The sequence below is a fragment of the Rhodococcus sp. MS13 genome (assembly GCF_013277835.1).
Taxonomy (GTDB): Bacteria; Actinomycetota; Actinomycetes; order Mycobacteriales; family Mycobacteriaceae; genus Rhodococcus_F; species Rhodococcus_F erythropolis.
In genome coordinates this window covers 54,078-75,301 of sequence record NZ_VBTL01000006.1, presented here as the reverse complement: position 1 = coordinate 75,301, position 21,224 = coordinate 54,078, and the positions used below count along the sequence as shown (strand labels likewise).

The window sequence follows — 21,224 nt, the reverse complement described above, 5'->3', positions numbered from 1 at the left end:
GAGTGCATCGCGGAGGTCACCATGAGGTTTCACAGCAGCCGCGTCACCCTGATCGCGGGACTCCTGGCCGCAGCAGTGGCAGGCGGTTGCGGCCACGGCCCGTCGACGACCGGCACCGTCCCGAGCTCCTCGTCGTCCGTACCCAGGGCGGCTCCTGAGGACAACCCCGCCGGCGACATCCCCGACAACCAGGTGTACGTGACCTTCACCTCGCCCGACAATCTGTTCACCGTATCCGTTCCCGAGGGCTGGCCGCGGAGCACGATCGGCGCCGACGCTGTCTTCTCGGACAAATTCAACTCCATCAGAGTCCAGACCGCCGCCCGCGCCGATGCACCAACGGTCGATACGGCGGCCGCGGAGGAACTCGCCCCGATCGCAGCCACGACCCCCGGCTACATCCCCGGGACGGTGTCCGCGGTCCAGCGCAATGCGGGACAGGCAATTCTGATCACCTACACGGCAACCTCGACGGCCGACCCCGTGACCGGAAAGTCCGTCGACGAGGCAGCCGAGCGCTACGAATTCTGGCGGGACGGCCACGAAGTGGTCCTGACACTGACCGGGGCCCGCGGCGCCGACAATGTCGACCCGTGGCGCGCCGTGACCGATTCGCTGCAGTGGTCGTGATGGCCGCCGAACCCGCCGTGCAGGCATCGTCGCTGTATCGATTCTACCGGGCCGGCGACGAGGAAACCCTGGCGCTGCAAGGGGTTTCCGTCACTGCCCGGCACGGCGAATTCATCGTTGTCGCCGGCCCGTCCGGGTCGGGAAAGTCCACCCTGCTCGCATGTCTGGCCGGAATGGACGATCCCGACGGGGGATGTGTGCGCATCGCCGGCCGGCGGATCAGCCACCAACCCGCGCCCGTGCAGGCACGAATACGCGCCTGTCATGTCGGGATGCTCTTCCAGGGCGCGAATCTCCTCCAACACTTGACTCTGGCGCAGAACATCGATCTCGTACGGGGCCTCGTCCGTCGCCGCGACCGCGTGAACACCGTGAACGTGCTCGGAGAACTGGGACTGGCCCACCGCGCCGCGGCCTACCCGAGCCAACTCTCCGGCGGCGAACTGGCCCGCGCCGGACTGTCGGTCGCACTCACCAACGCACCGACCGTCCTACTTGCCGACGAACCCACCGGCGAACTCGACAGCATCACCGAATCCGCGGTCCTCGACCTGCTCACCGATGCCGCCGGGAGCGGCACCGCGATCGTCGTGGCCAGCCACAGCGCCGCGGTGGCGGGCGCGGCGACCCGGGTGATCACCCTCGAAGACGGGCGGGTGCGCCCATGACCGGACACAGCCCAGGCGCCGCACCTGATCCGAGCGCGTCGCGCATCGTGGTCGAGTGCATCGGGATAGGCCGCACTTACGACGCCGGCGAGGCAGCAGTGACGGCGGTACGCGAGGTGAGCTTCGCGCTGCCCGCCTCCGCACGGGTCGCGTTGGTCGGCCCCTCCGGATCCGGAAAGACCACACTGCTGCATCTGATCGCCGGTCTCGATACGCCCACCACCGGTACGGTCCGATGGCCGGCACTACGTGACATCCGCCGGGGCCGGGCCACCAAGGTCGGGATGGTCTTCCAGGGCCCGAGCCTGTTTCCCACCCTGGACGTGACCGAAAACGTCGCACTGCCGCTCCTGTTCGCCGGCCAGTCCGAGGACCAGGCGTTGCAGCACGCGGCCATCACCCTCACCCTCCTGCAGATCGGCGAGCTCGCCGACAAGCTGCCGGACGAGCTCTCCGGTGGGCAAGCCCAGCGGGCCGCGATCGCCAGGGTCCTCGCAGCCCGCCCCAAGCTGATCCTTGCCGACGAACCCACCGGCCAACTCGACCACGACACCGCATCCAGGACCATCGCCGTACTCCTCGACACTGCCGACGCGATCGATGCAGCCGTGATCATCGCCACCCACGACCCGGCCGTCGCGGACCGTCTCACCGCTCGATGGACGATGCGCGACGGCAGACTCGACACCGGCAGCGCAATCAACAGCCCTGGAGCCGGGTTGCGGGCCGAGGCGATCGATGTCGGCGGCGACACACCATGATCGGGATCTGGGCACGAGGACTGCTGCGTCGGCGAAGCGCTCGACTGACCGCTACCGCCGTCGGGGTCGCCGCCTCCGTCGCTCTACTCGCCGGCATCGGCATCTTCCTCGCCTCCGCGCAGAGTTCGATGACCGATCGCGCCGTCCGCAGCGTCGTCGTGGACTGGCAGGTGCAGGTCCAACCCCCCGCTGCCCCAGGTGGTGTCCTCGACCTGGTGCGCGCCACCGACGGAGTACGGACCGCGGTCCCGGTCGGGTTCGCCCACTCGAGCGGATTCTCCGCCGCCGCCGACGACACGACAACGACCACCGGGCCCGGCATGGTCCTGGGGCTGCCCGATGGATACCGCACCGACTTCGCCGGCGCCCTGCGCACTCTGACCGGCACGGACAGCGGGGTCCTCCTCGCGCAGCAGACGGCTGCGAACCTGCACGTCACCCGCGGCGACACCGTCGAGATCGGGCGGGCCGGTCTGCCCTCCGTGCAGGTCGTGGTGGACGCAGTGGTGGACCTGCCTCAGGCGAACTCACTCTTCCAAACCATCGGCGCCCCGCCCGGCGCGCAACCGGTCGCGCCGCCGGACAACGTGATCCTGATCGACCAGGGGCGATGGCACACACTGTTCGACCCGCTGGCCGCCGCACGTCCCGACCTCGTCACCACCGAAATACATGCCGCACTCGACCACTTGCTACCGAACCATCCCGCGTCCGCCTACGGCGCGGTGACCGCGGCAGCGCACAATCTCGAAGCCCGCAGCGCCGGCACGGCGCAGGTCGGAGACAACCTCGGCGCGAGTCTGGGCGCCGCCCGCTCGGACGCCGCCTACGCGCAGGTCCTGTTCTTGTTCCTCGGGCTGCCCGCAGCAGTGCTGGCAGGCCTGTTGACCGCCACCGTCGTTGCGACCGGACAGGTACGCCGCCGGCAGGAGCAGTCGCTGCTTCGCGCCCGCGGCGCCTCCCAAAGCCAGTTGGTTCGACTGGCCGCCGTCGAAGCGGTCGTGGTCGGCGTCGGCGGGAGCATCGTAGGGCTCATCGCCGCGGCCCTCGCAGGCTGGGCTACCTTCGGATCCTTACGATTCGGCGCCACCGCTAGTGGTGCCGCCGGATGGGCCGCGGCGGCCGCTGCCACAGGAATGGCAGTGGCTGCGGCCGCGGTGCTGGCGCCGGTCTGGCGGGACCTACGCCGGATGAGCGTCACTGCGGGTCGAGCCACCGTCACCGCCCCCACCTCCCCTCCATGGGCCCGGTTCAAGGTCGATATCGTGCTGCTCGCCGCATCCGGTGTGCTGTTCTGGCTGACCAGCCGAAACGGCTACCAACTCGTTCTCGCGCCAGAGGGCGTGCCCACCATCTCGGTGTCCTACTGGGCATTCGCCGCCCCCGCCCTGCTCTGGGCGGGCGCCGCACTGCTGATCTGGCGGCTGTCCGACCTGATACTCGGTCGCGGACGCCGCATCGTCGGGACCGCCTTGCATCCGTACGCTGGATCACTGTCGCAAACGGTGGCCAATTCCGTTGCTCGTCAACGACGTCCACTCGCTCAAGGGATCGTACTGATTGGCCTTGCGCTGGCATTCGCATTCTCCACCGCGACATTCAATGCCACCTACCGGGCTCAAGCCGAAGCGGATGCCCAGCTCACCAACGGTGCCGACGTCACCGTCACCGAATCGCCCGGAAACCCGGTGCCCCCCACTGCCGGGACCGCACTGTCGGCTGTCCCGGGCGTCCGGGCGGTCGAACCGATCCAGCATCGCTTCGCGTACATCGGCGCCGACCTGCAAGACCTCTACGGAGTGAACCCGTCCAGCATCTCCACCGTCACAACAGTGCGCGACAGCTATTTCCGCGGCGGTACCGCCACCGACCTGATGAACAGGCTTCGCGCTCAACCGGATTCGATCCTGGTCAGTGCCGAAACAGTCAACGACTTTCAGCTCTCCCCCGGCGACACCGTCAATCTGCGCCTGCAGGACGAGCGCACCCACCAATTGGTCACCGTGCCGTTCCACTACGTGGGAGTGGTCGCCGAGTTCCCGACCGCCCCCAAGGACAGTTTCTTCGTCGCCAACGCGTCGTACATCGCCGTACAGACGGGCAGCGATGCGGTCGGCGCCTTCCTCGTCGACGCGGGAGGACGCGACACCCCCGCGGTCGCCGAAGGCATCCGAGCAGTCGTCGGGACCAGCGCGACGGTCACCGACATCACCACCACACGAGGCGAAGTCGGATCCAGCCTCACTTCAGTGAACCTCGCCGGTCTGACGCGAATCGAGCTCGGCTACGGCTTCGTCCTCGCTGCCGCCGCAGGGGCACTGGTACTGGCGCTGGGGCTGGCCGAGCGGCGACGTGGTTTCGCGATTGCGAGTGCGTTGGGCGGCAGTGCCCGACAGCTGCGGTCGTTCGTCGTTGCCGAGGCAGGTGTCCTCATTGTGGGCGGTCTGCTCGCCGGCAGTCTGACCGGCTGGGTGCTCTCGCAAATGCTCGTCACAGTGCTCACCGGCGTATTCGACCCGCCGCCGACATCGCTCACGGTGCCGTGGACGTATCTCGCCGCCGTCGGCTCCACACTCGTCGTGGTGGTCGTCGTCGTCGCGGCAACGACCAGTCACCTCGCTCGCCGGGCACCACTGACCGCGTTACGAGAGTTGTGACCTGCTGTCGGGAGACCGCATACGCACCACGCGACGATTCTTTCCGCACCTACACAGCGCCGGATACAATGCGGGACGAAAATTCACATAAACATGAATAGGGGCGCGTACCCGCACAGGACATCACAAATCGCACACGCCCGTTCACCAATCGTGAGAGGTCACGCACGAACGCCTGGCCGAACTCATGGTGGGCCACAGTCGACAGGTCCGATAAAAAAAGTCCTGCGGCGTTTCCGGAAAGACTCGATGCCCAGCATTGGTCACCGATGAAGTTGTCACCCCGGCCGCCGGGGCCTACCCGGTCAATCGCGGCGAACGCTCGCCCGAAGTAACACTTGACTATACGTGAAATGTAACGACTGATACATTTTACTGGTGGAAACAAGAGAAGCGACCACCACCTGGCGGATCGTTCTGATCAAGATCCCCGCCGAACCGTCACGCCACCGAGTCGCAGTGTGGCGCGAACTACGCAAGATCGGTGCGTTGTCGATCGGCCAAGGCGTGTGGGCTGTTCCGAACGTCGCAGCATTCGCGGTCGGTATCGACAAAGCCGCCGCCCTGGTCGAACGGGCAGACGGGGTGATCATCTTCCTTGATGCTGCCGGTGCCACGGCAGCGGACAGCGCCCGATTCGAGGCGATGTTCACGGAAGCACGCGAGGACGATTGGGCCGAATTCCTCTCCGACTGCACGAAATACGAAGCAGAACTCGACAAGGAAATCCGGATCCGCAAATTCACCCTGGCCGAACTCGAAGAAGAAGACCAGAGCCTGGACCGGTTGCGGCGATGGCATCGAGACTTGAAAGCGCGAGATGTATTCGGCGCCAGCAACTCCGAGCAGGCGACAGCGGCGTTGCAGCAGTGCACGCAGCGGTTCGAGGACTACTCCGAACGTGTGATCGCCGCACTGCACGGCCCCTCCAGCGACGAGGGCGATCGGCCATGAGCACCGCAAAGACGGATCCTGGGGTCGAGCGTTGGCGGATGTGGCCGCTGTACGCAGCCGGGTTCACCACCGCCTTCGGTGCTCACGCGGTCGCGGCGAACCTCGCCTTCGACCTCGACGACATGGCGAACTCGCTGCTCTACCTCGGTCTTCTGCTCGCCCTCTACGACGGCGCCGAAGTACTCCTCAAGCCGGTGTTCGGGACGCTTGCCGACAAGGTCGGGGCGAAACCTGTCCTGCTCGGCGGGTTGATCGGCTTCGCTGCAGCATCAGTGCTGTTCGTCCTCGTCGCCGACACGAACTGGCTGTGGCTCGCTCGCCTCGGCCAAGGCGCCGCAGCATCGGCATTCTCACCCGCTGCCAGTTCGCTGGTCGCCCGGCTGACACCGAGAGAACGGCGCGGCAGCGCATTCGGAACCTACGGGTTCTACAAAAGTCTCGGCTATACCCTCGGGCCGCTACTTGGTGGTGCGGTGATGTGGGCCGGCGGCCTCGGCTTGTTGTTTGCCGTGATGGCCGTCCTCGCCCTGGTCGTCGCGATCTGGGCGCACACGGTCGTACCAGGACTACCGCCGCTTCCTCGGTCACGGCAGACGGTTGTCGACCTCGCACGACGGTTGAGCGACCGACGATTTCTGCGCCCGACCGCTGCACTCGCCGCTGCGACATCCGCATTGTCGGTCGGAGTCGGATTCCTCCCGGTCTCCGGCGCCGCCGCAGGTCTCGGACCGGTAGCGACAGGAGCCGCGGTCTCTGTACTCGCGTTGTGCGCCGCGATTACCCAGCCACAGGCCGGACGAGCCTTCGACGCGGGCAGGATCTCGGGACCCGTGGGCGTCGCAGCAGGGTTGACGCTGACCGCCGTAGGTCTTGCGTGCGCGATGATCCCCGGATTGGCAGGTGTCCTCCTTGCCGGTGTCGCGATCGGAATCGGCACCGGAATCATCACCCCACTGGCTTTCGCGACGTTGGCGTCCTCAACCCCCGAGGAACGGATGGGGCAGACGATGGGAGCCGCCGAACTCGGGCGTGAACTGGGCGATGCCGGAGGACCGCTACTCGTTGCCGGGGTGGCCGCAGCAGCCACGCTCACAACAGGATTCGGCGCCCTCGCGGTGATTACCTTCCTCCTCGGTGCCGTCACCACGCCGTGGCGTGCACCCACACCGATTGATACGCACAAGCATCAGTAGTCGAGGGAAAGACGAAACACGAGATGATCAGTCACATTGCCGCTCTCAGCGAATCCAGGATCGACGACGCCTGGTACACCGACGTGACCACATTCGCACGGGATACACCCTGGCTCAACACCCCGATGGTGGACTACTCGAGTGCGGGCATGGTGTTGTTCGCAGTCCTCATCCTTACCGCATGGTGGATCGGCCGGCGGTCCGCGCCATCCGTGATGGCCGCGGCGATTGGTGTCCCGATCGCCGCCGTGAGCGCCTACCTGGTTAACGACGGCATCAAATGGCTGGTCTCGGAACAACGTCCCTGTTATGCACTTCCAGGAACATTTCTGCTCGAACAATGTCCACCCGTCACGGACTACAGCTTTCCCAGCAATCACGCTGCGGTCGCAGCCGCGATGGCGGCCGCATTCTTCCTGGTAGATCGACGCCTAGGGCTCGTCACTACCGCGGCGGCGGTGATCATGGGTTTCTCCCGCGTCTACGTAGGTGCCCACTATCCGCACGACGTCGCCGCGGGTCTCCTCGTCGGGGCTGTTGTCGGTACCGTGACCGTGATCGCGGTCAGCAGGTACGGAACCACGCTGGTCAAACGACTTTCACAAGGCCCTGTGCGCCCTCTCCTGACATCGCAACGACAAGGATGATCCTAATCCGGTAGAGGAATCTTCTTCCTTGCTTCGCTTTTCACTCATTCGGAGTAGCCGGCAGCGGGAATATTGGCGCGCCGTCTCGCAGCACTATTTCTGAACGACGGCTCCGATTCCTTCTGAGCACTCCGTGCCGGAATACGCGAAGCGTCTAGCTCAGTCGGCGCGGCGCACAGCTGGTGGCGTCCAGCCGCCGTCGAGGATCGCGTCGTTGGGGGCGGGTAGTGGAGTGCATGGACCCGTCGGGGGGCGGTTAGACGGAAGCGATCAGGGTGAGGGATCCGTAGCCGTTGTAAAGAACGCCACCTCCCCGACATCGGTCGCAGCGATCTGCAACGACCGAGCCTCTCACTCACACTCGCATCATCCACTGCAGGCGACCCCGAAGAAATCATCCAACTTGCACTCGCCGGCGAAAAGATTGCAGCACTTCGGCTCTGTCGACTCGCCGACAGAACCCACTGCAAGCTCGATGGCCAGAACGACGAAGTTCACGGATCACGGGGATCAGTGGACTCAGTCAGAATCACACGAAATCTGTCGAGTAACTAGTGATAACAGTCCGCGCGATTGTCATCGAATCGGGCCACTCTCGTCCACTGTGACGCCTCTCAGCTTCGAGAGCATCATTGATCCACTCCTCGTGAGCCCATGAGGCTCCCTCGATATCCGGAGACCCAATCCGATGTGCACCACGAAGCGTGGCGATCGATAACCGAATATGGGCCCTCCACCACGTCTCCTGCACGCTGAGAACTGTGAGGCTGCCCGATTGTCCTACAACAGATTCGGCGGCTGATGATTCTCCAATTACGTTCTCGCCCTCGTCGACGCGGGGTTGCGACGACAAGTCAATAGCGCCGCGACGAACATTCGAAAATCCGAGCAGGACTGGCAGATGTTCTCCGGCAGCTTCAAGATAGTTCCCTGGTCGAGGCGAGGCCAAAGCGGGCCCGGACAAGAAAGTCGACGCCGATACAGGCAGCGGATTGCGAAGGACGATACTGCTCAGTAGATCCAAGAAACTGAACGCCGTCCTTACCGCCTTGTCCGCCAGCTCCCATAGATCCGCCACTGCGCCTCGATCAGCGGTTTCTTGGAGCCCCCATTCCGACATAACGTCGGGTCCGATCGCTTTGATCCTGTCTACGATGTCCGCCATGATATGAGCGGAGTACGGCGATCCGCCCTTATCCGTCGAGGACCTGGCCCCGAGGAAGAGGGCATACACAATCCGGATCCGCACATTGTGGACCGAGTTTCGCAACTCGAAAATCACCTGCAGGTCAGCCTGAAGTCGGCTTAGCTCCGCAAACGTATTGCGCTCGGCGGGGTTTGAACCGTAGCGCTCTACGATATTGCTCGCGTACCAGGAGCCGGCGGAGACAACATGCAATTTGGCCGAACGTACTTTCTCCACGTCCAATCCGAGCGCAAAATGCAACGCTCGCGCCATCACATCCACACCACCACACAGCATGAGCAACAGATGGTCGAAGTCGTCAAGGCAGTCTTCGCGCACCGCTTCTACGAGATGGCTACCCAAGCTCCAGATGATGTCGTCGCGACTCTCTAGTGCACGAGCCAGGCGGTTAACTGCAGTGAGGTACCTCGCCCTCACATCCGCACCCACACCTGATGTCTCGAAGCCGAAGCGCTCTTCCCAACCCTTCAACGCCGGCGCCAGCGTGTGGACCGACTGCTGATAGAAGTCGTGACGCGAATAATGCGCATTCGAGTGGGGATCGAACAGGAAGATGTGCTGGCGCCGCAGATAATGCGCGATGACTGGGACCGCTTCGGCACGGGACAGCGTCACGGCCCGGTCGTGGACAGGCAACATTCCACAGCGTGCCGCGGGCGCCTCGGAAACGAGGATGTCGAAGCCGGCATCCCGAACGATTTCGGCCATGATCGTCAGTGTGACCGCGTCCTTCAACCTGAACTCGATGCGGTCCCGAAGAGGGAGTTTCCGGTAGACCTCCGCTGTGTCCCATATCTGTTTGAGCGGATGAGTCGAGCCTCGATGACCCAACGTCGAAGATCCATCTGGATGAGCGTCCTCGTCGTCGATAGACCAACTGTACTGCGGCCCTGGATAGCTGAAGGCTCCGGCACTCGCGGTCGTGTCACGGACACTGATCCGCCCAGGCTCGACCGACGACGACCAAGCAGTGGAAGTAATCGAACTGGCCGCGATATCGAGGTGGAAGATTCGTCGATGCCTGACCAGTGTTTCGAACAACCCCACAGGCGTGGAAGTATCCGCGGGAAGGTGTTCAACGTCCACGAGGATCCGGAGCTTGCGCGGGCTCGGTCGGTGGATGAACAGATCACCCTCATCCTTCGTCGGCGACGGATTTCGCCTCGTCTCGCGGCGGAAGGGATCGTCGTCGTTCTGATGGAGCTCCCGAAATATGCGCACCGCTACATATTGCCGCAAGCGGCAGTCCCATTTGAGGCTGTCATCGGTGACATAGCGCGACTGTTGTCTCGGCCTCGGGGAACTGTCGGCGGGTGTTCATCGCCGCCACACCGCGCTGGGGGCTGTGGCGGCCTTCGTGAGGCGGGCCCCAACAGCACCGCCCGATCCGCTAGTTGCACTACGATCCACGACGCCTGACGTCTCCCTAGGACAGTCGCGTGATGGGGAGCGCACGTTTTCTTGCCGTGATGACATCGGTGCGCTTACCCTGAACTCGATTGCCGACTAGTTAATTGAGGAGGCTACCGCCATGACCACACTCTCGATCGGCGAGCGGATCGAGGAGGCAAGGCGCGCCGCTCATTTCACAAGCCAACGTCAACTCGCTGCCAAGGCCGGCATCTCCCACGCCACCCTCTCCCGCATCATCGCCGGCACGCGGCCTGCGAAGGCGAACGAGTTACTCGCCGTCGCGATGGCCACCGGTTGCAACTTGGCCGACCTGACAGGCATCTCCACGATGGCGGACCGTGTCGAGTACGCGGCCCGGCCCGACAATGGCATGAACATTGAGCAGATCCGCAAACAAGTACTCCAGTTCCTTGAACTCGACTACTACCTGGAGGAGCACGGCATCGGCGTCCGCCCGTAGTCAGAGATCGAAGCTAGTGACGCCGCCGCGGCCGCTGACTTGTGCACCAAACCACTCACCGGCGTCTTCGTTGGGAGAATCGGCGCGGACACGTTGGACGATCGTTGCGCGTGCCGGCATCGCGACTGTGTGGTCTTCTTTTTGATACCTCTTGAGGACGCCTCGCGTCAGCGACACAGGCATCGCATGCATCAACTGTTCACAGATGTCGACGAACCTGTTAGCAACTAGTTGACGACGGCGCTTAGACACTTTGCGTGATCGATTCGCAAGGCCTACTTCTGTCGGGCCGAAATTGGTGAAGCTGTGCAAGCAGTTTCCGCCCATTCTGTGTCGGAACCACGGAGTGAATTCCGTTGTTGCGCTCGAGGAGTTTGCACCGTGTCTCCTTTTCAAGTCGTGCTACTTGCGTCGACAACACATTTTGATCGGCCTTGAGGGCTGCCGCTGCGCCTCTGAATGAGCGACAGCGCGCAACGGCATCCAACCGTGCGAGCCGGGTCCACGCGCCTTCCCCGGTCAAGGTGAGTCGGAGCGGTTCGGGATAGCCCCGGGGTGCATCGTCGCGGATTCGGAGATGCTCGATATGGCTCGCCGCTCCGCGTGGCCGCATCGGGACCTCATGCGAGGCGATGAGCCTTTGTACCGTTGACGGTGTGGCGCCAAGTTCAGTCGCGATCTGCCCGGTGGTGCGATGATCGTCGATGTATCTCCGCCACAACCACTCTCGGTTGACGATCACTCTGGCGCGGCCTCCTGGTTCAGGAACTGCGATTCCGATCTCACGCATCCTGCGCGCGACTAGTTGGCGGCTAATACCTGTGCGCGCCGAGATCCCGCGAACGGACGTGCATCCGTCTTGTGCGAGGTCGACAAACACTCGAGGCGGTAGCGCGTTCTGCACCTCGATGTAGCGGGCGGAGGCAGATGCGACTGTCCTCGGCGACGGAGGCTTCGGGGGACGCGGATGATCGGCCAGGAGACAGCGGACGTGCTCTTCGCTCGTACCGAGACGGTGTGCGAGCACCGAGCAGGTTGGGTCGCCGTTGTCGATCTGCTCGTGCACCGTGTGCCAGTCGAGCGAGCCGGGTCCGGGGCCGGGAAGTGCGAGACCGGAGAAAACCTCGAAAGGCGGCTCCCATGTGAGGGGTTCGCCGTCGATTCCGCGATCAACAAGGTACTCGTTTGCGTATTCATTGAGTGCTGCATAGATTTCCGACGTCATGCAATAGACGAAGGTGTTGTATCCCGCCCGTTCGTAGGGTCTCGCGAACCCGAACGGCTCTGGAGCGGCATCCAGAGCGTTGCCGCTCAGTAGCGAGTAGAGGTAGGAGCGGGCGAGTTTCTCTCGCCTGTCACCGCCTGACTCGAAACCGACTCGGCCACACAATCGTTTCCACCTCCCTGGTGGGAGCAAGTTCGGTCCGATTAGTCGACGTCGACGTTGATAGTCGATGATCGGTTCGATCGAATCCAAGTAGTCGGCCAACGCGCAGATCGCTTGCACACCGGCGGCGCCTGTGCATTTCTTCAATTGTCGGAGCACTTGGCTGACACGTCTGGCGAAAGGATTCTCTAGTTTCGCCGACAACGGCGCGATATCGCGCCCAGGACTACCCGGGAGCAACAGCGCAACGCTCAGCGCGGGCCGGAACACTTTCGGATTCACGCCTGGATTGAGTGCGAGTGCTGTATTACGCCAACACATCTGCGGGATCTTGATGTGCCGGGCAGCGAATTCTCGGTTACTTCGGGGAACGCGTGGCGTGGGAGTTGCGATGCGATAGCGCAGTCCGTCCACGTTGGTGAATCGCGCCGAGTGGGCTTGTATCACTGCTGTACGCAAGCGCTCTGATCCGAAGTTCCATTCCGTGAAGTAGTTGCTCGGAGCGGTGCCCCACCGGCTCTCGTGGTCGCGTGCGACGATCGACTTGACCGCGCGCGACGTCTCTCCTCGATCGATCACGTCGAGTGCCTCGACGGCGACGGTGAGGGCACCGGCTGTCAGGGTCGAATCGACTATGGGAAAGGTGGACCGATGGAGCTTGATATTCCCGGACTTCTCGGCATTGGTGAACGCGTCACCGAACCGTTTCCCGATGCCGTACAGCAGGTCCGCGCGATGCTGGTTGAAGATCCTTCCCACTATCGAACTGAGATCGACAAGTGCGTCGCGAACCGCGGAGTCTGGCTCTGATCCGTCAATTCGTGTGTTGATCCAGTCCTGTGCGCGAAGCACTCTCCCGCTGCGAAGGATCGGCGCCTTCACTTTCTTCAGATTTGTTCGGCACCGTGCCGAGCGATGTTGTCCGGCAAGCCTGGCAGTGCAGAAACCGGGCGCGACGAGATACCCGACCCCCTGGTAGCCACGCGGGATGGCCCCGCACGACGGGCACCGGTCGAGGAGCAGGCACCGATGCTCGGCGCAGGCGAATGTCCAGGAAAGTCGCCAAGCGAGTTGCCACCTTCCACCCGAGTCGGCCAGACAGTACGGACAGAATCGAGATCCGGTGGGACGAGCCCAGAGGTGGTAGCGGTCGATGGATCGCGGTTTGTCCTCTCGCACGAACAGCACCCGCTTGTGGAATCGATCGAGAGTCATTGCGCGGAAGATGCCGGCATCGATATCGGTAATCGTCGACAGGTCGTTGAGCTCAGAAGGGAGCAACCGTACTGTGCAGTCGGGGAACGTATTCAAGCGAGAGTGTACGAGTTGTAGTGCGTCGAGCAACTCGATTGGCTTGACCCGCAGTCGATGGGCGTAGGCCCACAACCAGCTCTCGAGGGACTCCCCTACTACGGGCTGGAATCGGATGGGGATCGTGCGCGGTATTGCAGTCATGAGCTTTTCGTTTCGGCACTTACGCTGCGTTACCTCGCTGTCCGCGGCGAGGTCGGTGTGTACGACCGCGCTGAACTGGGTTCGTAGTCAAGAACCCCAGATCGAAGGACGATTGGAGTTGAAGGCGCGCCTGCTCCGATGCCTCGTCATTCTTGACATGGTCCATGAGATCGGCGGTCAACTTTTCCTCCCCGCTCTGCATGGCCCGGTAGCAGCCTCTGGTGATGAGGGTCATCAACGATCCGATGTGTCCGGTGCTCCGAGCGAAGAGGTAGTTGGACAACTCGTCCGCGATCATTCCGGGGTGCGAATTCGACAGAACGATGTTCTTCTCGATCCCCAAGAGCAGACGATGCCAGTTCTTGCGGCCCACCTGGCTCGATATCTCGAAGGGCAGCACGGGGATGCGTGTCCAATGGCGCGCGGTTTGCGCGCGAGAAGTCCCGGCAGCGCTGAGACCTTCGGTCATCAGCCCGCGGCCGCGCAGGTCCACTCCGACGAACAAGAACGTAACCGGGAATTCGTTGGCGAGCGACTTGAAGTGGTTGACGATCGCCAGTCCGTCCTTGTTTCGCATGTTGAGGAAATGGACGTCGTCGACGATGACCAGTCGAGTGTCACACGAGAGGATGCAGTCCAATGCTTGATCGGCGAAAGCGTATGCACTCCCAGTCTTTCCAGGGTGTCCATAGAATCTGCACAGCTTGACGTTGAGCTGGCGCATGGTCGTGTTCGAAGTCAGACCGATACAGCAGACCGGAATGCGGTCGTGCCCTGCATCCGTGCGGGGTCCATGGCGGCGTTTGAGGATGCGGTGGAACTCGAAGCCGAAGCTGTCAGCGATCGTGGTCTTACCGAGACCTGGATACGCGTCGATAGCGACTGCGCCTCGCGGATGGCCAGCGCTTTGCCTGTTACTGTCGACGATCTCCCATAAAGACTCATGGGCCTCGATCATTTGCGGTGTGGCCAGAGGTCCGATATTCGCGTGCCAATTTCTTCGTCGCTCGTCGTACTCGAACAATTCGTCGCTGCTCAGGCTTTTGAGCTCCGAGGTCGTCAACACCGGTGGCTTCTTCGGGGCCGGCGCCTCGGCCCAGCGGGACCATCCTTCTTTCCTGCACAATGGTGACGGGTCTGCTTGTGGCTCTATTTGCTGCTGTCTGCGTTGGGTTTTCATTCCAGGATCTCCATCGCGTCGAGGTAGTAGTCGTCCTCGCTTAGCTTCTCTTCGTCGAGGTCTGCGGCATCGTCATCGTCTGAGACCTGCTCGCCCATTTGCTCGGCGATTGTGGGCATGGGCGACGCGGCGGCGTCGCGGGTGTCCAGATCGCGACGCAGTAGGCTCGCGTAGTCGTCGTACTGTTGCAGAGCAACTTTGCGTTCACGTCGATCTGTCGTTGTTGATCGACTCCACCGTCTCAGTAGTTCCGTGAGCGCCAACTTGTCGTCGGGAAACCTGTCGGGATGGCGGCGGGTAGCTAACTTGCGTGCGATGTCGAGCGCATCGAGACTGAACGGCGCCCGTACAGAGGCGGCGTGTATCCATTCGATTCGATGCCAAGTTCGGTGATGCGGATGTTGGAAGTAGATAGCGCTGATGTCGCCGGGGTCGTATCGGATGGGATATTTGCCGGGATGTGAACCCCGAAATGGGCTTGTCGCGTTAGCGAAGTCGACGAGGACAGCGTCGTTGTAGATAAGTTTGTGGAAGTCGATTCCGTAGTGATGGATCTTGCGCCATGAAATGGGGAGTAGGTCGTACACGGCGTCGGGACTGGTCGGTATTCGGCGGAACCCGGTGGTGGATATCGCGATCTCGTACATCATCTCGGGGGAAAGCTCCAGCCGCGGAGCCGAGGGAAGGACCAGCCCTTTGTGAGGGCGTCGGTGATAAACGGTGCGGATCCAGTTCCGGATGATCTGCTCGAGTTCATCTACGAAGTAGAAGGCACCCACTTCGGCGTCCTTGCCTCGCGAGTACACATCCGGGCCCTTGTATCCGTCGAGGTGTTCGAGCAAGCCTTCCCTCAATGTGCGGAACCACCGTTCCAATGGTCCTTTGTCCGACCCCTGGTAGAGACGAACCGGTTGAATCGAAATACCGAATCGCTCCAAGACCGACCTGACGTGCTGGGACATGTAGACGCGGCCATGGTCGATGACGACGCACTCGATCGGTATCGACGCAGCGCCGGGAGGATCGGGTTCGGAACTAGTCGGCACCAGCAGAGACTCGGGGAACCCTATGTACGGCATGACCTTCGGATCCGACTCGGAGCGCGGACAGATCACCTCGTAGAGCACGGATGCGACATCTATACTGCGAGTGGATATGGGCGCGAGCCGAAGTCCGCACACGATCCGCCCGTACAGGTCGATCGCAACCGTGAGTTCGGTATTCACCCAGCGATAGGTGACCTTCTCCATGGCGTATACGTCCAAACGAGTCGTATCGAGAATGACGTACTCACCGAGCCTAGTTGCTCGAAGCTGACCGTATACCCCGTCAGGGCGGGTGGCGATCTCTCGTCGACCTCTCGCGCTTCCGCGGAACATGTTGGTGCCCTTGGTTATTTCATCAAGGGCGCGATATGCGGCTGTCTTCTTCGGGACCGTCACGACGCCGGGTCCGAACTCGTCGATCAAGCGGCCCTGGACAATACGCAGAACGTAGGATTTCGAATGACTGGCTTCGGAGATCAACTCCGCGCTGACAGTCGAGCACATCTCTACCCAACGCCGATCGCAGGAGTCGAGCACCCCCTTCGCTCGGGTGCGACGGTGATCGACGAGTGCGCCGGAACCTTCGCACCGATATTTGTGCACCCAGCGAGCTATCGTCCTGACTGATTTTCCGATCTCTTCGGCCTTCGCCCGGTATCTTACATCCATTTCGACGTCGGGGAGGTAGCAACTGCGGGGTTCACCAGCGCGAGCATCCGCGGCCTCGCCCGATCGAAATCCAGTGAGCACCTCGTGTACGTGACCGACCACCTCCAGCCACTGCTGCCTCTGCGCGGCGGTCAGGTCATCGATTGTTGCGCCAATATCGTTGCTCGCCAATGACTGGCAATCAACAAATCCGGTATGCGGATCATCAACCAACTCATCGACCGAGACCACAATCGCCGCAGACCCGGATCGAAGCTGCACACGATTCGCATGCAACTCTCCCACAGTCCACAACTGGCCATCCCGTTGAATCCTCGTTCCGATCCTCAAGGCAGCTGTACTGACCATCATGGCGGCGCCTCCAGAACAGTGCGGGTCGACAAGGGCACATCCAGATCGGCTACGAGCCTGTGCAACCAAAGAAGGTGCAGGATCGCTGCACGCACTTCTCTCCGATCCCAGCGAGGGGCGACCGCCAGTTCGGCTTCAGGAAAATTGTGGCCTGGGGCTCCGCCTTCGATAGCCTCCAATAGGGCAACCGGGTAGTGCTCGCGGCGAAACCCTGCGAGAAACCGCACATTCGCGAGGAACGTCGAATTGCTTCCCGTCCACACCTCGTGATCCCAACCCCGTCCGGACAAGACTCTCGTAACCCACTCGAATGTTCTTCGTACTTTTGCTTTTTCAAGTGCCATCGCAGTCTTCACGTTCACTACCGTGACAGTCCGATCCCCACGTACCAGCAGAAAATCAGGGACATGCCGACACAGCTTGCACCCAATTTCCCCGACAAGCTGAAAGGGCTGCGCAACAATGATTTCCACAGAGCAATCGAAGTCGGCTAGCAAAAGCCGTGCGAGCTCCAAACGCGAGTCGTACGGAACATGCTCCCCCACCGTCGATGACCAATACCACCCCGGGAAACTCCGCTGACCGGAGTACCACGACAAGGCGCGGATGGGGCGCGCGGCGGCAATCTCGTCTACCGACACACAACTCAACGGCGACTCAATTATCGAATCGCCATCCAAGATCCGAATGATTGGATCGCCGCCGTACCCGTCCATGACTAGCCTCGCTGTAATCAATTACAGCACACCATCTGGGCCTAAACCAGAAAAATCATCATGCCGGATACTGCCGACTCAGCAAGCCGGCCAACAAAATTCACGACCCGAACTCAGCAATCCCTATGATAGAAGGGACATTTCACTTGTCGATAGACTTTATTGCGTTGCAGAAGCAAGTAATTGACAAGTGCGCGCAACAAATTGATTCGAAATTTGCTCTAAACTTGCTTCGGCATAGCGAGCTAATTCGGCGCAAGCCTGGAGGTTCATCCATCGCCATTCGAGGTCACTGCGTCGCCCACAGAACCTGACGGTCGCCGATCCAGTCTGTATTGAGTTCTCCAGACACTGGCATGCATGCGACCACCGATGATTAAACACACCCAACCGGACATCCCCAATCACGGATGCAAAACCAAGGCAACCGAGCCACCTGATGTTTATCGCTACACAACGGCACTGCATGCCGGCAAGAGCTTCGCGACCGTTACCAAAACAAGTCCAAAATGACATATAGGACGTAACTATGCCAAATACGGAATATATAGGTCCGGAATCTGTCATTTAGATCCGGAATCTACAGGCAGCCACTATCCCCGGGCCATGTCCACAAACTTGGACAGGTGAAGCTGGTGCGCCACAGTGATTGTCGCGGTCGGGCCGTTACGGTGCTTACCCAGAATCAGGTCGGCTTCACCGCCACGCGGATCGTCTCGCTCGGTCGCGTCAGGGCGATACAGCAGGATCACCATGTCGGCGTCCTGCTCGAGCGATCCGGACTCACGAAGGTCGGCGACCTGGGGACGCTTGTCGGTTCGCTGCTCAGGGCCACGGTTGAGCTGACAGATCGCGACAACCGGAACTTCGAGCTCCTTCGCCAAAAGCTTTAGGCTACGGGAAAATTCGGAGACTTCCTGCTGACGGGACTCGACCTTTTTACCTGAGCTCATCAGCTGGAGGTAGTCGATCACGATCAGGCGAATGTCATGTTTCTGCTTGAGCCGCCGCGCTTTTGCGCGAATTTCCATCATCGTGAGGTTGGGGGAGTCGTCGATGAAGAGCGGCGCCTCACTGATCTCACTCATACGACGCGCGAGTTTGGTCCAGTCGTCGTCGGTCATCTTGCCGGAACGCATGTCACCGAGCTTGATCTTTGCCTCTGCGGACAACAGACGCATGACGATCTCGGTTTTGCTCATTTCCAACGAGAACATGACGCTGGCCATGCCGTGCGTGATCGAGCAGGAACGCAAAAAATCCATTCCAAGGGTCGATTTGCCCACACCAGGTCTAGCCGCGACGATGATCATCTGACCTGCGTGAAGGCCGTTGGTGATCTCGTCGAGATCCTTGAATCCGGTGGGCACACCGAGGGAGATTCCGCCGCGGCTGGCGATGGAGTCGATCTCGTCCATCGTGGGCTGGAGGAGTTCGGTGAGGGGTACGAAGTCTTCGGTGGTCCGACGCTCGGTGACCTCGAAGATCTCGGCCTGCGCGCGGTCGACAACCTCGGCCACGTCCTGACCCTCGGTGCCGGCGTAGCCGTACTGGACGATGCGCGTACCGGCATCGACGAGACGACGCAGCACGGACTTCTCCGCCACGATCTCGGCATAGAAGGCGGCGTTGGCGGCTGTGGGCACTGTCTGGGTCAGCGTCACCAGGTAGGCAGCACCACCGATACGGCGGAGCTCACCTCGACGGTCGAGCTCGGCGGAGACCGTCACCGGGTCGGCGGGCTCGCCACGGCTGTAGAGGTCCAGGATCACGTCGTAGACGGACTGGTGGGCGGGCCGGTAGAAGTCACCCGGACGCAGTACCTCGAGGACGTCAGCGATGGCGTCCTTGCTCAGCAGCATGCCGCCGAGCACCGACTGCTCGGCAGTCATGTCCTGAGGTGGCTGGCGTCCGAACTCCTGGTCGGGCTCGGCCTCGGGAGGGCCCGGGTAGTCCGGCCCCGAGAAGTCGGAAGGTCCTCGATCATCTACAACAGCCACAAGCGAGACCTTCCCGTAAAACACTCGACGACACTGCCAGAAACCGCAGCGCCCTCATCATTTGTACCTGCCCCCACCGACATCCCCTAGCCGCATTCGGCCGGGCTGTAGATAGACGCCGAGATGACGTTAGGGACTAGTAGGTCCGCATACAAACCGGACTATGGATAAACCTGTGGATGCTTTGTGGAAACTCCCGCCCCACGGTGTGCACCGCCTGTGGAGCATTTGGGGACTACTTTGCCTAGCAACCACAAAAGACCAGGTAGATGGCTATCCACAATTTCACAGGCCTGTTGATGAAAATAGTTTTTCCACAGTCGGCGCGTCGGCGTGTCGGGCGTGTTGCCTCGCCCGATTCGTCACTGATCACCAAGTCGAACATCACAGTGTGAGAGTTATCCCCAGGTCCGATTCGGGACGCTGTCAGGCGGCACACCGCACCCCGAAACAAAACGTCGGGCCCCACACACCGAAGTGTGCGGGGCCCGACGAGACGAACAGTCGACTATGCGCCGACGACGTTCAGGTTGAACTTGGCAACCACATCGGGGTGCAGGTTCACGACCACGGCGTGCTTGCCCGTGTTCTTGATGTGAGCCTTCGGCAACACGATGGAGCGCTTGTCGACAATCGGTCCACCGGCAGCCTTGATCGCAGCAGCGACGTCAGCGACGGTAACCGAACCGAAGAGCTTGCCCGAGCCACCGGCGGTCTTGACCGTCAGCGTTACGGACTCGAGGCCCTCGATAGCTGCCTTGAGCTCCTTGGCGTGATCCAGGCCGCGCACAGCGCGCGCTTCCTGTGCACGACGGATGCCCTCGACCTGCTTCTCGGCGCCACGGGTGGCGACGATTGCCAGTCCGCGGGGGAGCAGGTAGTTACGGCCGTAGCCGTCCTTGACCTCCACGGTGTCGCCAGGCGCACCGAGGTTGTCCACGTCAGCGGTGAGGATGAGCTTCATGTTCTTTCCTCCCTTTCCTTAGCGAGCCACGGTGGCGTAAGGCAGCAGTGCTACCTCACGTGAGTTCTTGACGGCAATGGCAACGTCGCGCTGGTGCTGGACGCAATTGCCGGTGACACGGCGAGCACGGATCTTTCCGCGATCGCTGACGTACTTACGAAGCAACGTCGTGTCCTTGTAGTTGATCTGCGTGTTCTTCTCTTTGCAGAAGGTGCAGACCTTCTTCTTCATAACCTTGTCGCGCAAGGGCGGCTTCGGCATGTCTTTGCTCTTTTCTGGATGTTCCTGATCAGGTACGGATCAGAAGGGCGGTTCGTCGCTGCCCGCACCACCGAAGGAGCCCGAAGCCTGAGGCGCACTGCCCCAAGGATCGTCTCCACCCGAAGGTGCAGCGCTCGGACGTCCGCCACCCGATCCGCCGGAGGAACCGCCGAAGTTGCCGCCTCCACCGCCGCCACCACGGTTGGCCTTGTTGACCTTTGCCGTGGCGTACTTCAGTGAAGGACCGATTTCATCGACTTCGAGCTCGACGACAGTTCGCTTTTCGCCCTCGCGAGTTTCGTACGAACGCTGCTTGAGCCGGCCGCTCACGATTACTCGTGAACCACGGGTCAAGCTCTCCGCGACGTTCTCGGCTGCTTCGCGCCAGATGTTGCAACGCATGAACAGCGCATCGCCGTCTTTCCATTCATTGGAATTACGGTCGAAGGTGCGGGGCGTGGAAGCAACCGTGAAGTTTGCAACCGCGGCACCCGCCGGGGTGAAACGAAGTTCAGGATCAGCCGTCAGGTTTCCGATGACGGTGATGATGGTGTCGCCAGCCATGTGGTTCCTCCTGCATTGATGTAAGACCGTTGGGCGCGAGA

Annotated in this window: 17 protein-coding genes; 8 read left to right on the top strand and 9 right to left on the bottom strand. The window is 61.8% G+C overall.

The features are described 5' to 3' along the window. Nucleotides 1-21: 21 nt before the first annotated feature. The 7 genes from FEZ59_RS14020 to FEZ59_RS13990 all read left to right on the top strand — a co-directional run bounded on the left by FEZ59_RS14020 (nt 22) and on the right by FEZ59_RS13990 (nt 7,510). Nucleotides 22-630 (top strand): hypothetical protein, encoded by a 609-nt coding sequence (locus FEZ59_RS14020; protein ID WP_050656570.1) that lies wholly within the window; start codon nt 22-24, stop codon nt 628-630. Next, the gene (locus FEZ59_RS14015; RefSeq protein ID WP_338012247.1) at nt 594-1,298 is read left to right on the top strand and encodes an ATP-binding cassette domain-containing protein; all 705 of its coding nucleotides are present in this window, start codon (nt 594-596) and stop codon (nt 1,296-1,298) included. Before FEZ59_RS14020 ends, FEZ59_RS14015 begins: the two co-directional genes overlap by 37 nt. After that, nucleotides 1,295-2,059 (top strand): ABC transporter ATP-binding protein, encoded by a 765-nt coding sequence (locus FEZ59_RS14010; RefSeq protein ID WP_050656550.1) that lies wholly within the window; start codon nt 1,295-1,297, stop codon nt 2,057-2,059. Before FEZ59_RS14015 ends, FEZ59_RS14010 begins: the two co-directional genes overlap by 4 nt. Beyond that, nucleotides 2,056-4,716 carry an ABC transporter permease gene (locus FEZ59_RS14005; protein WP_172932797.1) on the top strand — a complete coding sequence of 887 codons (2,661 nt, stop codon included), beginning with the start codon at nt 2,056-2,058 and terminating at the stop codon, nt 4,714-4,716. The genes FEZ59_RS14010 and FEZ59_RS14005 overlap by 4 nt, the downstream gene beginning before the upstream one ends. 378 nt (nt 4,717-5,094) lie before the next feature. After that, nucleotides 5,095-5,670, top strand: a complete 576-nt coding sequence (locus FEZ59_RS14000; protein WP_042922035.1) for a Chromate resistance protein ChrB — start codon at nt 5,095-5,097, stop codon at nt 5,668-5,670. Beyond that, nucleotides 5,667-6,863: an MFS transporter gene (locus FEZ59_RS13995; RefSeq protein ID WP_238588017.1), complete on the top strand. Its 1,197-nt coding sequence runs from the start codon at nt 5,667-5,669 to the stop codon at nt 6,861-6,863. Before FEZ59_RS14000 ends, FEZ59_RS13995 begins: the two co-directional genes overlap by 4 nt. Nucleotides 6,864-6,886: 23 nt before the next feature. Further along, entirely contained in the window at nt 6,887-7,510 is a 624-nt protein-coding gene (locus tag FEZ59_RS13990) for a phosphatase PAP2 family protein (protein ID WP_042922033.1), read from the top strand. 529 nt (nt 7,511-8,039) lie between these two features. Here FEZ59_RS13990 and FEZ59_RS13985 read toward each other — a convergent pair. Continuing rightward, nucleotides 8,040-9,425, bottom strand: a complete 1,386-nt coding sequence (locus FEZ59_RS13985) for a hypothetical protein (RefSeq protein ID WP_207105597.1) — start codon at nt 9,423-9,425, stop codon at nt 8,040-8,042. 823 nt (nt 9,426-10,248) lie between these two features. On the opposite strand from FEZ59_RS13985, the gene FEZ59_RS13980 reads away from it, so the two are divergent. Then, the gene (locus FEZ59_RS13980) at nt 10,249-10,590 is read left to right on the top strand and encodes a helix-turn-helix transcriptional regulator (RefSeq protein WP_050656547.1); all 342 of its coding nucleotides are present in this window, start codon (nt 10,249-10,251) and stop codon (nt 10,588-10,590) included. 244 nt (nt 10,591-10,834) lie between these two features. Here FEZ59_RS13980 and FEZ59_RS13975 read toward each other — a convergent pair whose 3' ends face one another. The 8 genes from FEZ59_RS13975 to FEZ59_RS13940 all read right to left on the bottom strand — a co-directional run bounded on the left by FEZ59_RS13975 (nt 10,835) and on the right by FEZ59_RS13940 (nt 21,183). After that, nucleotides 10,835-13,432, bottom strand: coding sequence for a TniQ family protein (locus FEZ59_RS13975; protein WP_172932796.1), 2,598 nt, complete (start codon nt 13,430-13,432; stop codon nt 10,835-10,837). 19 nt (nt 13,433-13,451) lie between these two features. Then, nucleotides 13,452-14,498 carry an AAA family ATPase gene (locus FEZ59_RS13970; protein ID WP_346343233.1) on the bottom strand — a complete coding sequence of 349 codons (1,047 nt, stop codon included), beginning with the start codon at nt 14,496-14,498 and terminating at the stop codon, nt 13,452-13,454. Nucleotides 14,499-14,608: 110 nt separating this feature from the next. Further along, on the bottom strand, nt 14,609-16,081 hold the full coding sequence (locus tag FEZ59_RS13965) for a Mu transposase C-terminal domain-containing protein (RefSeq protein WP_172932794.1): 1,473 nt from the start codon (nt 16,079-16,081) through the stop codon (nt 14,609-14,611). A 593-nt stretch (nt 16,082-16,674) separates the two neighbouring features. Continuing rightward, a complete protein-coding gene (locus FEZ59_RS13960; RefSeq protein ID WP_050656542.1) occupies nt 16,675-17,394 on the bottom strand; it encodes a TnsA-like heteromeric transposase endonuclease subunit in 720 nt (239 codons plus the stop codon). Between the two features lie 593 nt (nt 17,395-17,987). Next, nucleotides 17,988-19,394, bottom strand: coding sequence for a replicative DNA helicase (gene dnaB, locus FEZ59_RS13955; protein ID WP_019746049.1), 1,407 nt, complete (start codon nt 19,392-19,394; stop codon nt 17,988-17,990). Between the two features lie 508 nt (nt 19,395-19,902). Further along, on the bottom strand, nt 19,903-20,358 hold the full coding sequence (rplI, locus tag FEZ59_RS13950; protein WP_003941243.1) for a 50S ribosomal protein L9: 456 nt from the start codon (nt 20,356-20,358) through the stop codon (nt 19,903-19,905). Between the two features lie 18 nt (nt 20,359-20,376). After that, nucleotides 20,377-20,619 (bottom strand): 30S ribosomal protein S18, encoded by a 243-nt coding sequence (rpsR, locus tag FEZ59_RS13945; RefSeq protein ID WP_003941245.1) that lies wholly within the window; start codon nt 20,617-20,619, stop codon nt 20,377-20,379. A gap of 39 nt (nt 20,620-20,658) precedes the next feature. Further along, a complete protein-coding gene (locus FEZ59_RS13940; RefSeq protein WP_003941248.1) occupies nt 20,659-21,183 on the bottom strand; it encodes a single-stranded DNA-binding protein in 525 nt (174 codons plus the stop codon). Nucleotides 21,184-21,224 lie beyond the last annotated feature (41 nt).